The organism is Nostoc sp., from assembly GCF_036918015.1.
Taxonomy (GTDB): domain Bacteria; phylum Cyanobacteriota; class Cyanobacteriia; order Cyanobacteriales; family Nostocaceae; genus Nostoc.
This window is the reverse complement of record NZ_JBALEO010000051.1, coordinates 1-15,164: the sequence shown is the minus strand read 5'-3', so window position 1 is coordinate 15,164 and position 15,164 is coordinate 1. Positions and strand designations below refer to the sequence as shown.

Genomic DNA, 15,164 nt, shown 5'->3' with positions numbered 1-15,164 from the left:
AATGCACGAGCGCAACGCTCACAACTTCCCTCTCGATTTGGCTGCTGGCGATTCTGCTCCTGTAGCTCTTACTGCTCCTGCTATCAACGGTTAATTCTGAAGTTTAGCTAAATCAAATCAAAAAGCGCTCTCCTTTTACGGAGAGCGCTTTTTGTTTTAATGTATAGGAATTACAAGTTGTTTTAACCCTAAAACATGAACACGATCTTCTACTACCTCAAGACTCTCGACTTTAAATTTAATAGATAATTGCCGTCTCAATTAGAACCTCTTTCAGGAACTCAGCTATTTCATCCTTCAGTACATATCTCTTCAAGATTTATATAATTTATATAATTTTAAGATCAAAACCGTTGAATTTTATTTCTTCTACTTTCATACTTTCAAATAGTATTGCTGTGGTAAAGCCGTAGCCAATGCTTCTATGCTGACAGTTTTTATAGATTGTAATAAATTAATCAGGATTTTTAGTATTAAATATTCGGCAAGTCCAAGCTCCTGTTTCAGGTGTTTTTCCTAAAATTAAGACAACTTTATCATTAAATAATGTTTATTGCGAATGAAGGCTCTTTGTTGTTTTGTCATAAATTGCCACATCTTTAGTATGTAGGCATTTCAGGCTATTTTATCTTCCCCCTAGCTGTGCAAGTGATATTTTCTTAGTGTAAACTATCAGACATATTTTACACTGCGAGATTTGCATGAAGATTGAAGCGACATATACCTCTGTAGGAAGTATCCTTGAGCACAGACCAATTTTTATCCCTAAGTATCAAAGGGCTTATACATAAAATTCTGAATTAGTAGAAGATTGGATCGTAAAAAAACAAATTTTGCAAAAAGAATTAATAATTATTTTAGATTTAAATTCATTAAATTTTAGTACATAATAAAAACTTTTATTACACAATCACTAATGCTATTTTCTGAAAATGAAAGCCAAAGGAGTTTTAATTTCCTTTTCTCTAAAAATCCCAATCCGATGTGGGTATATAACCAGAATAATTTGCAATTCTTAGATGTAAATGAAGCTGCTGTTGTTCACTACGGCTACTCACGAGAAGAGTTCTTGCAAATGCGAATAACTGACATTCGCCCTTCAGAAGATGTGCCTCTCTTGCTTGAATATTTACGACAAAAGCATTCTAGCTTGGACTTTACTGGACGATGGCGACATCAGCGAAAAGACGGACAGATTATTGATGTTGAAATTTTCACACAGACAATAGACTATGGCAGTTATAAGGCTCGCTTAGTTCATATACGAGACATCACAGAACACAAACAAATAGAAAGAACTCTTCAACAAAGTGAAGCTAGATTTCGAGTTATTTCTGAAGCTATTCCTGTTCCATTCATTATTTCGCGTGTGTCTGATGGGTTAATTTTATACGCTAATACAGAGCTGGTTCAAACATTTCAGTTTTCTCCAGAGTATTTAATTAATCGCAAAAAAATTGTAGATTTGTATCATAATCTGACAGATTTAGAAGCCCTGTTAAAACTTCTTAATCAGCAAGGTTTTATTCATAATTATGAACTGCAATTAAAAAAAGCAGATGGAACTTATTTTTGGGCGATCGCTTCTTTACAATATTTAGTTTTTAACAATGAGTCAGCCATTTTAACAGTATTTAATGATATTAACGATCGCAAAAATGCCGAAACCAAACTTCAAGAACAAAATGAGTTTTTGCGGATAATTTTTGAAAGCATACCATTGATGATTGCCCTGGTCAATGCCAATGGTGAACTCCAGTGGGTGAACCAAGAATGGGAAAATATTCTTGGTTGGAAATTTCAAGATTTCCAAACTTGTGATGTCTTGGAAGTGCTATATCCTAATCCTGAATATCGACAGTACGTAATTAGTTTTATGCAGTCTGCACAACGCATTTGGGGTGACTTTAGAACTCAGATGCGTGATGGTCGTTTATTGGATACGTCTTGGACTAATGTTTACCTTTCAAATGGTCAAATTATCGGTATTGGACAAGATATCACAGAACGTAAGCAAACTGAACTAGCTCTAAAAGCCCAAGCCGAACGGGAGCAATTGATGCGAACTGTTGCTCAACGGATTCGTCAATCTTTAAATCTTCAAGATATTCTGAATGCAACAGTTCAGGAAGTGCGAGATTTACTTGGGGTTGATCGAGTAGTAGTTTATCAGTTTGACTCAGAGATGATCGGCACAATTATGGCGGAATCAGTGGAACCTGGATGGACGGTTTCTTTAGGTGTGGAGATTCCTGATACGTGTTTTCAAACAGGTGCAGGATTGGAATATTATCAGGGACGTAAACGGGCGATCGCTAATATTTATGAAGCTGGACTAACTGATTGCCATATTCGCCTGTTAGAACAGTTTGAGGTGAAAGCAAATTTAGTTGTGCCGATTTTACTAGAAGTAAACTCTCAAAACCCTGGCTCTCACATTTGGGGTTTACTGATTGCTCACCAATGCTCTGGTTTTCGTGAGTGGGAAGAAAATCAATTAGATTTGCTCGATCAAGTGACAGTCCAATTAGCGATCGCAATTCAACAATCCAGCATCTTAGCGCAAGCTCAAACAGAACTTGTTCAAAGACAAAAAGCTCAAATAAAGTTAAAAACAGCCTTAGCTGAAAAAGAAGTTCTTTTAAAAGAAGTTCATCATCGAGTTAAAAATAATTTGCAAATTGTTTCTAGTTTATTACAACTTCAGTCTCAAACACTCAAAGATCCAGAAATAATCAAAGTTCTTCGAGAAAGTCAAAATCGAATTGAGTCAATATCTCTAATTCACAAAAATTTATATACTTCCGCTAATATAGGACAAATTGATGTCGCTGACTATATCAGTAATTTAGCAGCCAGCTTGCTCATTTCCTATCAAATATGTCCTGGTAAAATTTCTCTAGAAACTGATATAGATTCAGTAAGCTTGAATGTCGATCAAGCTATTGCCTGTGGATTGGTGATTAACGAATTAATCTCCAATGCTCTCAAACACGCTTTTCCCAATCAACAAGTAGGCACAATTAGTATTGCTTTACACAATGCTGGCAATAGTATCGAGATGACTATCCGAGATAATGGGATTGGTTTGCCAGATAATTTAGATTGGAGAAATACTGATTCTTTGGGTCTATCGTTAGTACATGACTTGGTTACAGAACAACTAGAAGGCGATATTACTCTAGAACGCGATCGTGGAACAGTATTCAAAATAAAATTTACGCAGTTAACTTTGCATTAATAAATATCAAATGGGTCAAGCTAGGATTTTAGTCGTTGAAGATGAAGTGATTGTGGCTAGAACTATTGCTAGTCAACTTAGTCAACTAGGATACATTGTTACGGGTACAGCTTCATCTGGAAAAGTTGCCATTGCCAAGGCATCGGAAACTCAACCAGAACTGGTATTAATGGATATTATTCTTAAAGGTGAGATGGACGGTATTACTACCGCCAGCCAGATTCGCGAGCAGTTAGATGTACCTGTAATTTATTTAACCGCTTATGGCGACGATCATACTTTAGAAAGAGCTAAAATTACTCAGCCTTTTGGATACATAGTTAAACCATTTACTACAAAAGATTTAAAAATTGCAATCGAGATCGGTCTTTTAAAACACCAGTTAGAACGCGAACTCCGGGAAAATCGAGATCAGTTAGCAACCCTTTTAAACTCAATGAGTGATGCTGTAATTGCCGCAAATGAGCAGGGAAAAATAACATTTATGAATCCTGCGGCTGAGGCGCTGACTGGCTGGCAGCAAAAAGATGCTTTAGGAAATGAGGCGGCGAAGATTTTTCATATTGTCAATGAAGTTACAGAGGCTACATTAGAAAATCCTGTGACAAAAGTGCTGCGTGAGCAACAGGTTGTTTATTTAGGGGAATTCACATCTCTGATTACAAAAAATGGCAAAAGAGTTCCCATTGGCGATAGTGCTTCACCACTGAAGCGAGGAACTGACCAGATAAATGGTGTAGTAGTTGTTTTTTGGGATCTTAGCGAACGACGGCAAACAAAATTGCTAGAGCAAGCATTGGAAAAGGAGCAAGAACTTAACCGTCTCAAGTCCCTATTTATCTCTACTGTATCTCATGAGTTCCGTAATCCCCTGACTGTTGTTCAAACGGCAGTAGAACTCATAGAAATGCAAGGAGCAAATTTGACAGATACAAAAAGAGGTATCTATTTGAAGCGAATTCAAGGGGCTGTGCAATCTATGGAAAAGCTCATGGAGGAGGTGCTATTTATGGGTCGAGCGGAAGCAGAAAAACTCATATACAACCCTGCTGCCCTTAACCTGGAGCAATTTTGTCGAGAGTTAATCGAAGATTTTTTGATGGTTGAAAACAGCGTATGTGAAATTATTTTTACCTGTCATAGTGAGAATACATCCGCTGTCATGGATGAAGGACTCTTACATTACCTATTTGGAAATCTTCTCTCAAACGCGGTTAAATATTCTCCTCAAGGTGGCAAAATTCAATTTGATTTAATATGCGACCCCATTGAGAAAGTAGCAACTTTTTATATTCAAGATCGAGGTATGGGTATTCCCGAAGCAGACCAAGCTCGACTTTTTGAATCATTCTATCGAGCCTCAAATGTCAAATCAATTCAGGGTACTGGATTGGGATTAGTAATTGTTAAAAGATGCGTTGATGCTCATCAGGGTCAAATCAGTGTCACAAGTCAAGTTGGAGTTGGTACTAAATTTACAGTAATTTTGCCATTAAATTCTGAATCATGAGTTATAAATTATTCTTCAACTCACATCCTGATTTTTGTTGCCAACTTGGGTTTGGTAGTGGCGCCATTTTTCTTGCTGACGCGCTCTTTTCTCCTCGGTGAGGCTATCAAAACAATAGGGACAGGAGATACCTTGCTCATATTTGGGAAACACTTTATCTTCCTCAGAAATCGGACGCCCACAACAGAAGCATCGCTCACAACTCCCTTCCTCTAACCCATGACTAACAGCTACCCGCTCATCAAAAACAAAACATTCTCCTTCCCATAAACTTTCTTGTGCTGGAACTTCTTGCAAATACTTAAGAATACCGCCTTTGAGATGATAGACTTCTCCAAAGCCTTGGGCAAGCATGAAGGATGAAGCTTTTTCACAGCGAATGCCGCCTGTACAAAACAGAGCAACCTTTTTGTGTTTAGTTGGGTTGAGATGGTGGCGCACATAATCAGGAAATTCGCGGAATGATTCAGTTTGGGGATTTTCTGCCCCTTGGAAAGTACCGATATTCACCTCATAATCATTGCGGGTGTCAATCACGGTTACTTCTGGATTGGAAATTAAATCATTCCATTCTTGGGGATTGACATAGATACCAACTTGCTCATTTGGGTCAATTTCTGGCAACCCCAAAGTAACAATTTCTTGCTTCAACCGCACCTTCATCCGCTCAAAGGGTGGAGTTTCGGTATAGGACTCTTTGGATTCTAAGTCTGCTAGACGGGGGTCAGAACGTAGAAACCAGAGAACTGAGTTAATGGACTGACGCGAACCGGCGATTGTACCGTTAATCCCTTCAAGTGCCAGCAAAATCGTCCCCTTGACACCTTGCGCTTGGCAGTAAGACAGCAGAGGATCTCGTTTATCGGCAAAATCTGGCAGCTTAACAAATTTATACAGTGTTGCGACAACTTGGATATTTTCTGGCTTCATCCCTTTGGTAATAGAACGATATAAGTTACAATAACAACGGTAATCAAAGTTATCTACTATTTTAGTATGGGGGTTTAGCTCAGTTGGTAGAGCGCCTGCTTTGCAAGCAGGATGTCAGCGGTTCGAGTCCGCTAACCTCCATTGGAAATTTTTGATTGAAATGTGTGATGCCTGCTATTTTTGCTAGTCTACGCAAATTCAAATCAATTAAAACCCCATTCATTATCAAAAAATGGGATTATTTTTCCTTGTTAGGCAGGGGGTTCGGGGAGAGGAAATTATAATATTGCATTCATTGCACCAATTCAAAGCCGTGCTTAGTTAGAAGAATCTCTGGATCGGGAGGTGAACTCTGACTTGACAGCACTCAGGTAATTTTGACGTTCAAAATTTGACTTATTTATACTTAGGGGGTTATTTGGAAAAGCGTCCATTGGGGTTAGTGGCAATTGTTCTCTACAAAACATTTGCCGCCTTGCTGCTTATGGTTACTTCGATCGCTTTATTATTGACATTAAAAAATTATCAAACTCTAGAGGCGTTTTCAGAAAATTATGTTTTAGAAAGTAAATCGATAATTATTGATTGGCTTTTAAAAAAAGTTGTTAACTTAAATCCTAGAACTCTAGCATTTAGCGGCATCGGAACAGGAATCTATGCTATTGTTACTGCTATTGAAGCTGTTGGTTTATGGTACGAAAAGCGTTGGGCACATGTCTTGGTACTGGGACTTGTCGGTATCAGTATTCCACCAGAGATTTATGAATTGATTCAAGGAATATCTCTGATAAAAATATTCGTTTTTTTGTTGAATTTAGCAGTGTTTGGCTATCTATTCCGAAATTTTCCTAAACATCCAAACTAAGTTTTTGATAAGAAGAAAGGTAGGAGGAAGAAAGCTACTTGAAATGTTTGACGACAAGAGGCTACGGGTTTACGCAAAACCAAGACCCCACGTTGTACAATCGCTAGAAATACAATCTGGAGAGCAACTTGCCTAGATCGATTCAGTCTACTCAACCACCACTAAAATTTATTCCTCAACGGTTGAATCCGCTGGTACTCCATATTGTTCGGTGGTTACTGCCGATCGCACTACGGTTTCGTACTCGCCCTTGGCTACCATCTGGGATTGTCAAAGTTGAAGCTCAGAATGTTGAGGTATTAGCTGAACTCTATCAACAATTCCAGGCTGGAAAAATTCGCTTTTTGTTAGCATTTCGCCACCCAGAGGTAGAAGATCCCCTCTGTATGCTGTATTTGCTTTCTCGAATTGTGCCACAAGTTGCTCGTCAAGAAGGTATTACACTAAAATCCCTTGTTCACAGCTATTTTCTCTATGATCGGGGTATGACGGTTTGGGCTGGAGATTGGCTAGGTTGGCTGTTTTCACGAGTGGGGGGTGTGCCGATTCATCGCGGTAGACGACTAGATCGGCAAGCGATTCAAAATGCACGGGAGTTGTTTGCTAATGGCGAACTACCGATCGCAGTGGCACCGGAAGGAGGTAATAATGGTCATAGTGGTATTGTTAGCCCACTGGAACCCGGTGTTGCTCAAATGGGCTTCTGGTGTGTAGAAGACTTACAAAAAGCCAACCGGACTGAGACTGTGATCGTTGTGCCGATCGCTATCGAGTATCGCTACGTTGAGCCACCTTGGTCTAAACTGGATTGGCTGTTGAGCAAATTGGAAGCTGATAGTGGCTTGTCGGCAATGGAAGTTGATCGGGGCGGTGGCGAAGATATCTACTATCAACGCCTCTGTAGGTTAGCTGAATATCTCATTACCGAGATGGAAGAGTTTTATCGTCGCTTCTATCATCAAGACATCCCAAAAACCATCTCCACTGATGAACCTACTACTCCTAATCAGGTGTTGATTGCCCGACTTTATCGCTTACTGGATAAGGCTTTACAAGTTGCCGAACAATATTTTGGAGTTCAAACACAGGGAAATTTTATTGACCGCTGTCGCCGTTTAGAAGAGGCTGGCTGGAGTTACATTTACCGAGAAGATTTGCCAGATATTAATGCTTTAGCACCCTTCAAACGCGGTTTAGCAGACTGGATTGCTGAAGAAGCCGACTTGCGAATGCGTCACATGCGAATAGTGGAAAGTTTTGTTGCAGTCACAGCTACTTATATTCAAGAACAACCAACCGCGGAACGATTTGCGGAAACAGCTTTGCTTGTATTCGATATGCTTTCTCGAATTCAGGATACAACACTTCCGGGACGACCGAGGTTAGGTTTGCGACAAGCACAAATCACTGTGGGGGAGCCAATTTCAGTTACAGAACGCTTCACAAATTGTCAGGGCGATCGCCAAGCGTCTAGACAAGCTGTGAGCGATTTGACAAAAGATTTGCAAATCGCTTTAGAGAAGATGATTAGATAACAGAAATTCTAAGACTTTTTCGCTCGAATTTTGTCAAAGATTGCACCTTCATCAAAGAATTTTTTCTGAATTTCGTCCCATCCTCCTAAATCTTGAGCTTTGAATATCGTTTTAATTTTGGGAAATTTGCCTTCCGTTTCTTTTGTAACAGTCAGGTCAACAGGACGAAATCCTAATTTGGTAAACTCTCGTTGCGACTCTGGGGTGTAAAGAAATTTGATAAATGCTTCTGCAATCGGACGAGTACCATGTTTATCAACATTTTTATCTATAACAGCAACAGGATTGTCGATAGAGATATTAATATCCGGCACAATATATGAGATTTTCTTACCATTTTTTGCTAGCAAAATCATCTCGTTTTCGTAGTTGAGCAGAACATCTCCTTGATTATCGTTAAAGAATAGTTCACTGGCATTTCGAGCCGTTTTAGGTAACAAAGGTGCATTGTTATAGACTTTAGAGGTAAAGTCCATTGCTTGATTTTCATTTTTGCCTGTTTTTATCACAGAACCCCAGAGACTAAGGAAATTCCAGCGAGCACCGCCAGAGGTTCTAGGGTCAGGTGTAACCACATTTACGCCATCTCGTGCCAAATCTGCCCAAGTTTTGATATTTTTGGGATTACCCTCACGAATAGCGATCGCATCTAGAGATTTGGTAACAATTGCATTATTAGGTGCTTCTTTTTCCCACCCAGGTTGAATAAATCCTGCCTGAACAAGTTTATTAATATCAAGGGCAAGTGACAGGTGTACCACATCAGCTTCTTTACCGTCAATCACAGCAAGAGTCTGGGAACCCGATCCATCATAACTTTGATTGAAAGTGATGTTTTGGTTATGTTCTTTCTTCCACTGTTCGATAAATTTGGGAATAATCTGTTGGTATGCTGCACTAGTAACTGAGTAAGAAACAAACGTTAGTGTTACATCATTCTGGGAAATTGCGCCAGTATTACCAGTATTATTGATATCACGTGGAGAGCAGGCAGCCATCACGACACTCAAGCTAACTCCGACAAAGAATAGGGACGTAACACCCAACGAAGAATACTTATACAACCAATTTCGTATTAGTTGTATGCGCCACTGTCTTGCAGCGTATAAAGCTTTAACAATATAAGTCTGAACTAATTCAGTCAAATATCTCCTTGATTTAAAAGTACGTTGCCCCTGGTTCATCAAATTTTTCCCTTAAATCTGCGGTAACTTGATCTAGATACTGTTGTTAAAGGGCATTATAAAACAGTGGTTAAGGACAAATAACTTTTTATTAACCTAAATTTAAACAAATTATCTCCGTACCGAAATCAACCAGTCAGAAGCGATCGCTGTTCAACCAAGGATTTGTGTAAAAATAACCTGAACAGTTTTTGTGTGAAAGCTAGATTTAACAAGCTATAGTTGTCCAAAGCGACAACCAATAGCTGACCAAAACTGTGTCACTTAAAGGATAAAGTTGCCGCAGAATAGAATCTAAGGCAGAAGCGTACTTGAAAGGATTAAATGTGTTAGCGGAGCTTAACAAAGTTATCGCTTACAAATTTTGTTAACATAAGAGCGGGCACTTTATCCTTGAAAAGCTGCCATCTTATGCTTTAAGTGACAATGCTTTTGAGTAGCTAGATTTTAATAATGGAGCTAAGCGGATTCGAACCGCTGACCCCCTCAATGCCATTGAGGTGCGCTACCAACTGCGCTATAACCCCAGAACCTTTAGTAGGTAAGCTTTTAAACCTTACTAATTAGTTAATATAAACTGCATTAACTTAACTATTATGCAAGTTTATGCAAATTAAGTCAAGACAACTATATTAAGTTATATACCAGCTAGTATGTCTAATTTAGCTTGGCGTGCCTTAATTTCAACAATCACCGTATTTTCAGCAGTGTCAGCTAAATTTTAAGACAAGTATTTCTGATTACCATTGAACAAAAGTCTAGAAAATCTTAATCTTAAACGAACTTTCAAGGCTTCAATTCCAACTTTCATGACTATCACGCTGTTGAATAAGCATAGTCATTTGATAGTCAAAAGAGCCTTATATAGAAATTCCGCTCCCTAATACTACAGATGACTAGTGTACATTCACAAATTAGATGTCGTGGTTTAACAAATTAATGTCGCTATTTTTGTCCGGCGAAACCCTTATATAGCAAGGGTTTTATTAATTTATATGATTATTCAAAAGTGACTAGAGATTTTCAACGGTTTCACAAATTGAGGTCGCAAAACCAAAAGTTTCACATTTTAATGGTCGTTTATTTTCTTCTCTGAAAAAGTTTGCTATTACAAGACTTCACAAATTAGATGTCGCATTATTGATAGCGGCAATGTATTTATTTATGTAAGGGGTAAAACCCCAGTAATAGTGGTATAGACTGCATCAGTGTTGGAAAATTAACTGCGCTAGTCTGTTTCAGTGTATAACTAAAAAAATTAGCTATTAATCTTACATAATGAGGTTTCAGTTGTGACGTTTGAACCTGACGACATTCTGGAGGCTGGCCGTTCGATTCGTCCTTTTCTTCCAGAACTTTTAGGAAATGATGCGGTTCAAGTAGACAAACAATTGGCTGAACTATTAGCACAAGCTAAAGCTGGACAGGAAGCCGATAAGCAGATTTTAGAAATCTTGAAAAGTCAGCCAGACACTCGCAATTGGATAGCAGAGTTTCTTAGTGAGAAGCAGGTATCAAAAGGTTTTGAGCCACTTCCAGGTAAAGGTCAAGCAATATCTGCTCAAAAATATATATGTCCTCAAGGAGACTACGTTTGGTATCGCCGCATTGTCGGAGCGACAATACCAATCTGTCCTACTCATAATGTCGTGCTAATACCTGCTGCTCAGTAATAAATATATGCCAACCAAATTTTTAGAAAGTCTGGGTGGAAAACTTGCAGAAAACTGGGCTGCAAACATACTGACACCAGCTTTTGTCTTTTGGATGGGGGGACTATTAGCTTGGGTCTTGCGTTTTGGTCGAAAACCTTTGGAAGATTGGCTCAAACAGCAACCAGAATCTTTGCTAATTGCTGTTATGGTAACAGGTTTGCTCATGATTGCTGTCTCAGCTTTTGTGGTTCAAAAGTTTGATTTATCTGTTTTAAGATTCTTAGAAGGCTATTGGTCTAGCTGGTTACAACCTTTACGACGCTGGATGATACAGCAACAAGAGCATGACTTTAAACGAAAAGATAAGCGTTGGCAAACTCTGGCTGATAAAAAAGATAAACAAGTTATAACTAACGAAGAATTAGAGGAATATGTGACGCTAGATGGACAACTTATGGAGTTTCCATCTCAATTTAATAGGTTAATGCCTACAAAGTTAGGCAATATCCTTAGAGCAGCTGAAAGCCGCCCTTATGATAAGTATGGCTTGGATGCTGTAATTTGCTGGTCTCGCCTCTGGCTAGTATTACCAGATGGGGTGAAGAAAGAATTACAGGAAGCACGGTCAAGCCTGAACACAGCAGCCCGTTTTTGGCTCTGGAGTTTGCTGTTTATGGTATGGACTGTTTGGGCTTGGTGGGCTTTTCCTGCTGCGTTACTGGGGTTAATATTTGCTTACTACTGGACAGTTGATGCGGCAGGTGTCTACTGTAGCTTGTTGGAATCTGCTTTTGATTTGTATCGCTTAGAACTTTATAAATCTCTTCGCTGGCCAATACCTATCAATCCTAAGCAAGAACAAGAGTCCGGTAAGCAATTGACAATTTATTTGTTGCGAGGGTCTGATCAGGACAGACCAATATTCACACCATTAAAGGACAAGTGACTGTCACAAGGGGGAATATTTAGTAAAAAAAACTTGGTTATTGTCTGGGAAAAGATGAGTAGAATTAAACGCTAGCTAAGATATTGATGAATTTTCCAGAATTTTTATAAAAAGTCGCATATTAATGAGTAGAGATGCTTTAGTAGTTGGCATTAATAAGTACAATTTTTCAGGATTGTCAGCGTTACGATCGCCTGCTAACGATGCAGAAGCGATCGCCAAGCGACTCAGCGAAGCTGGAAATTTTCATGTCCAGCGATTGCCGCAATTCCTAAATCCGTTTGAAGATGATGCACCACAGATATCACCAAACCAGGAAATCAAGTTGGCAGATTTAGAGAAGGCTTTAGAAAAACTATTTTATCCTGAAGGCAGAAGCATTCCAGATACAGCCCTCTTCTATTTTTCAGGGCATGGTCTTCGTAAAGATGGACGCATCAAAGAAGGATTTCTGGCAACCAGTGATACCGATCCTGAATTAGGGAACTGGGGACTGCGATTAAAGTGGCTGCGGGAATTGTTAGAGGAAAGTCCAGTACGCCAGCAAATTATCTGGTTGGACTGTTGTTACAGTGGGGAACTACTCAATTTTACAGAAGCTGATCCAGGCGATCGCGGAAAGACACGCGATCGCTGTTTTATCGCCGCTTGCAGAGAATTTGAGCCAGCCCATGAAAACGTGCGTACAGCCAGCAGCGTACTCACTAGCGCGATTTTGCGCGGATTTGACTTAGCTGATGTATCTAACCAATGGGTCACGAACGAAACACTAGTAACATTCTTGCGGCAGGAATTAGAAACAGCACCCCAAAAATTCATCTCTAACAATTTGGGGTGTATTAATCTCTTTTTTAGGAAAGGAACAACAAATAAACAACCTGTTCAATCTACTGTACAAACTCCGAGCCAACCAAATCAGACAGATAAATTAGCAGAGCAATTACGGGCTTGGTTCACTGCCCTACGTTATAGCTTTGAAAAAGGTGAAATTAGCAATGAAAATTATTTTGAGTGGATTATTAATGTCAATAACCGTACAGAGAAAAAGGGGTATAAGCGAGTTTTGGTGCGCGGCATTACAGGAGAAGCCGGAATGGCAGATGTTGCTGCCTTGCGACAGTCAGTAAATGCTCGAAAAACAGATATAGGTTGGCTAATCACCAATCGCCGTGTCAGTAGCGCTGCTAAAGATGAGGTAAACAAGCAAGAAAATCAACATTTATTTTGCTACACCCTTGATGAGTTGCTGGATATAGATGCCGATTTTAATATCTACCTCAACTGGTTAGAAAATGAAATCAAGCAACGGGGAATTGACCGCACTTATATACCTCTAGCTTGTACCAAAGAGGAATTTGATCCCACCTCAAACCAGAAAATGGGTATTAGCCGTTACGCTCAAGCTGATGGTTGGATTGATGGTTATGTTGAACGTTGGCTTGATGATCCTGCCAAAGAACACCTTTCCATTTTGGGTGAATTTGGCACTGGCAAAACTTGGTTTGGGTTGCATTATGCCTGGACTGCCCTGCAACGCTATCGTGATGCTCAACGCCGGGGAGTAGAACGTCCACGTCTACCATTAGTCATTCCTTTACGGGACTATGCCAAAGCAGTGAGTGTAGAATCGCTATTTTCAGAATTCTTTTTTCGCAAGCATGAAATCCCACTGCCTGGTTATTCTGCCTTTGAACAACTCAACCGCATGGGTAAAGTGTTGTTGATTTTTGATGGCTTTGATGAAATGGCAGCTAGAGTCAATCGCCAAGAGATGATCAACAACTTCTGGGAACTAGCCAAAGTAGTAGTACCAGGGGCAAAGGTAATTCTCACCTGTCGCACCGAACATTTCCCCGAAGCAAAAGAAGGAAGGGCTTTGCTAAGTGCAGAGTTGCAAGCTTCTACTATTAACTTGCCTCTAGAGACACCGCGCTTTGAAGTGCTAGAATTAGAAAAATTTGATGACGAGCAAATTCGGCAGGTACTAGCGTTTCGTGCTGAACCAGAGACAGTAGAACGAATAATGAGTAATTCGACATTGCGGGATTTGGCACGTCGTCCCGTAATGACGGAACTGATTATAGAAGCTTTGCCAGAGATTGAGGCGGGCAAGCCAGTTGATATATCACGGGTATATTTATATGCTGTGCGGCACAAGATGGAGAGAGATATCAAAGCCGAGCGAACCTTTACCTCATTAGCAGATAAGCTCTATTTTTTGTGTGAGTTGTCCTGGGAAATGCTCTCAACAGACCAGATGAGCATGAACTACAAAGAATTTCCCGACCGGATTCGGCGTTTATTTCCTGCTGTAGTCCAAGAAGAAAAAGATTTAGACCACTGGCATTACGACATGATGGGGCAAACAATGCTGATTCGTAATGCGGAAGGAGACTACAGCCCCGCCCATCGTTCGTTATTAGAATTTTTTGCTGCCTACAAGCTGGTGGCAGAGTTAGGCGTTTTAGCTCCCGACTTCACAGAACTGGCTCAAGCACAGTCTTGTTTAGATACTGTTTCACCACAAGATTACACTTGGTTAGAATACTTTCAACGACAGTGCGGGGAAGATAGGCAACCGCTCCCCATAGCACCGCTAAATTCATTTGCCAAAGCATCTTTAGAAAAATTATCTAATTATTTTGGTACGGCTCCCTTGGCAAAAGCTGTGCTGGATTTAGCTGTGCCAATGTTAGATGAGCAAGTATTTAAACAACAATTGCTCGCACTAATTCAGTCAACCCGTGGCAAAACCCAGACTCAGGTGGGTTATATAGGTGGCAACCTGGTGAAAATACTACTAGCAAGAAATCCTTATAGTCTGGAAAAATCTGATCTCAGCCATACTGTTATTACAGATGTAAACTTTGCTAATGCCAGCTTGCGGTGGATAAATTTGATGGAAGCGGATCTCACAAACTCGGTCTTTGCGCCAGTTCTGGGAGCGGTTTTGTCGGTGGCATTTAGTGCTGATGGCGAAAAATTGGTGATTGGAGATAGTAAGGGTACTGTACAGGTTTGGGAAGCATCCTCTGGCAGGGTCTCATTGTTCCTTCAAGGGCATGATTCTAGGGTCAATTCAGTGGCATTTTCCCCCGACGGTGAGCGGATTGTCAGTGGTAGTTCTGACAAGACAGTACGGTTGTGGGATGTGAATGGTCAGCCCATTGGTCAACCCTTTGTTGGGCATGATTCTGAGGTCAATTCAGTGGCATTTTCCCCCGACGGTGAGCGGATTGTCAGTGGTAGTTCTGACAAGACAGTACGGTTGTGGGATGTGAATGGTCAGCCCATTGGT

General features: G+C 40.1%; 9 protein-coding genes, 2 tRNA genes and 2 pseudogenes. 9 read left to right on the top strand and 4 right to left on the bottom strand.

Going from position 1 to position 15,164, the window contains the following annotated elements:
- Nucleotides 1-94, top strand: a pseudogene (locus V7K61_RS12055) (photosystem II protein D1); the annotation flags it as partial.
- 253 nt (nt 95-347) lie between these two features.
- Here V7K61_RS12055 and V7K61_RS34095 read toward each other — a convergent pair.
- A pseudogene (locus tag V7K61_RS34095) lies at nt 348-507 on the bottom strand (IS4 family transposase); the annotation flags it as partial.
- Nucleotides 508-916: 409 nt separating this feature from the next.
- Between V7K61_RS34095 and V7K61_RS12050 the strand changes: the two are divergent.
- A complete protein-coding gene (locus V7K61_RS12050; RefSeq protein ID WP_335053533.1) occupies nt 917-3,241 on the top strand; it encodes a PAS domain S-box protein in 2,325 nt (774 codons plus the stop codon).
- A gap of 10 nt (nt 3,242-3,251) precedes the next feature.
- Entirely contained in the window at nt 3,252-4,751 is a 1,500-nt protein-coding gene (locus V7K61_RS12045; protein ID WP_335053532.1) for a hybrid sensor histidine kinase/response regulator, read from the top strand.
- 15 nt (nt 4,752-4,766) lie between these two features.
- On the opposite strand, the gene trhO is transcribed toward V7K61_RS12045, so the two are convergent.
- Nucleotides 4,767-5,681 carry an oxygen-dependent tRNA uridine(34) hydroxylase TrhO gene (gene trhO / locus V7K61_RS12040; protein WP_335053531.1) on the bottom strand — a complete coding sequence of 305 codons (915 nt, stop codon included), beginning with the start codon at nt 5,679-5,681 and terminating at the stop codon, nt 4,767-4,769.
- 68 nt (nt 5,682-5,749) lie between these two features.
- Between trhO and V7K61_RS12035 the strand changes: the two genes are divergently transcribed.
- From V7K61_RS12035 to V7K61_RS12025, 3 genes are all read left to right on the top strand, one after another.
- Nucleotides 5,750-5,822: transfer RNA gene (locus tag V7K61_RS12035), tRNA-Ala, on the top strand.
- Nucleotides 5,823-6,099: 277 nt separating this feature from the next.
- Nucleotides 6,100-6,546: a DUF2127 domain-containing protein gene (locus tag V7K61_RS12030; RefSeq protein WP_335053530.1), complete on the top strand. Its 447-nt coding sequence runs from the start codon at nt 6,100-6,102 to the stop codon at nt 6,544-6,546.
- Between the two features lie 128 nt (nt 6,547-6,674).
- Complete coding sequence (locus tag V7K61_RS12025) at nt 6,675-8,081, top strand: lysophospholipid acyltransferase family protein (protein ID WP_335053529.1); 1,407 nt, start codon at nt 6,675-6,677, stop codon at nt 8,079-8,081.
- An 8-nt stretch (nt 8,082-8,089) separates the two neighbouring features.
- Here the strand turns inward: V7K61_RS12025 and V7K61_RS12020 are convergent, their stop codons facing one another.
- Nucleotides 8,090-9,265, bottom strand: coding sequence for a sulfate ABC transporter substrate-binding protein (locus V7K61_RS12020; protein ID WP_442936310.1), 1,176 nt, complete (start codon nt 9,263-9,265; stop codon nt 8,090-8,092).
- Between the two features lie 454 nt (nt 9,266-9,719).
- Nucleotides 9,720-9,792: transfer RNA gene (locus tag V7K61_RS12015), tRNA-Ala, on the bottom strand.
- Nucleotides 9,793-10,557: 765 nt separating this feature from the next.
- On the opposite strand from V7K61_RS12015, the gene V7K61_RS12010 reads away from it, so the two are divergent.
- The 3 genes from V7K61_RS12010 to V7K61_RS12000 form a co-directional block, all read left to right on the top strand.
- The gene (locus V7K61_RS12010; RefSeq protein WP_196512523.1) at nt 10,558-10,938 is read left to right on the top strand and encodes a hypothetical protein; all 381 of its coding nucleotides are present in this window, start codon (nt 10,558-10,560) and stop codon (nt 10,936-10,938) included.
- A gap of 7 nt (nt 10,939-10,945) precedes the next feature.
- Nucleotides 10,946-11,866, top strand: a complete 921-nt coding sequence (locus V7K61_RS12005) for a hypothetical protein (RefSeq protein ID WP_335053527.1) — start codon at nt 10,946-10,948, stop codon at nt 11,864-11,866.
- Nucleotides 11,867-11,990: 124 nt separating this feature from the next.
- On the top strand, nt 11,991-15,164 hold a 3,174-nt coding region (locus V7K61_RS12000), incomplete at its 3' end, for a caspase family protein (protein WP_335053526.1).

Excerpts from the sequence above, each read along its gene's own strand:
- V7K61_RS12050 (WP_335053533.1), top strand. The coding sequence starts at position 917 with ATGCTATTTTCTGAAAATGAAAGCCAAAGGAGTTTTAATTTCCTTTTC.
- V7K61_RS12045 (WP_335053532.1), top strand. The coding sequence starts at position 3,252 with ATGGGTCAAGCTAGGATTTTAGTCGTTGAAGATGAAGTGATTGTGGCT.
- trhO (WP_335053531.1), bottom strand. The coding sequence starts at position 5,681 with ATGAAGCCAGAAAATATCCAAGTTGTCGCAACACTGTATAAATTTGTT.
- V7K61_RS12020 (WP_442936310.1), bottom strand. The coding sequence starts at position 9,265 with ATGAACCAGGGGCAACGTACTTTTAAATCAAGGAGATATTTGACTGAA.
- V7K61_RS12005 (WP_335053527.1), top strand. The coding sequence starts at position 10,946 with ATGCCAACCAAATTTTTAGAAAGTCTGGGTGGAAAACTTGCAGAAAAC.